The organism is Candidatus Symbiopectobacterium sp. NZEC135 (assembly GCF_025962695.1).
In genome coordinates, this window is record NZ_JAGFPF010001175.1 from 1 (window position 1) to 673 (window position 673).

The 673-nt window shown below is 41.8% G+C and carries 1 protein-coding gene; it reads right to left on the bottom strand.

Annotation, left to right across the window (positions count from 1 at the left end; all coding sequences use genetic code 11):
* A partial coding sequence (locus tag J5224_RS33170) for an ATP-binding protein (protein WP_264629150.1) occupies window positions 1-673 on the bottom strand: 673 nt, incomplete at both ends.

The following is a 673-nucleotide window of genomic DNA, read 5'->3' on the forward strand; positions in this document are numbered from 1 at the left end:
AGCCGTCCATCTTTTAACAACGAATCGATCTTGCGAACGACTTTACTAAAGTCCTCATGCTTGTTTTTATCCTTACCATCTGGTCGTTGTATATTTATTGCACCAATTAGGCCTTCCTCATATAATACGCCACCTTTGCAACCAAAATGGTCTAACCCTTCAGCACTACCTAAAATATACGGAACTGGCGAATCAACAGTTAATTGACTTTTATCCAAACCAAGTCTCTCAGCTGTTTGTTCACGTACATAAATTAAAGCATTCTTAATGATATTAGATTGAGATGTAGCAGCGAACTCTGTTTTACCTATGAACAAACTTAACGATTCTTCTAGATCAAGTAGCCAGTAAGGTAATTTTAGCGTCCCTTCATCTGTAGATAACCGTTGATGCTTAGGAAATGCTTTGCCGTACTCATTATGTGGATCGAGAATGATAACTTGCGGATGCCAGTGCGTATGCTGAGCAATCTCACCACGTTCAAGAATGCTGTGGATCACCGCCGCTACTGTACCTGATTTACCTGAGCCAGTTGAGCCTAAGATTGCAGTATGTTTCCCTAGCAACTCATTAAGGTCGGCATAGCATGGAGCGCCACCAGAGCCGACATGCTCGCCAAGCTGTATTACAACACCTTTGGCATCACCATATATAAACCTAAGCTCTAATTTCG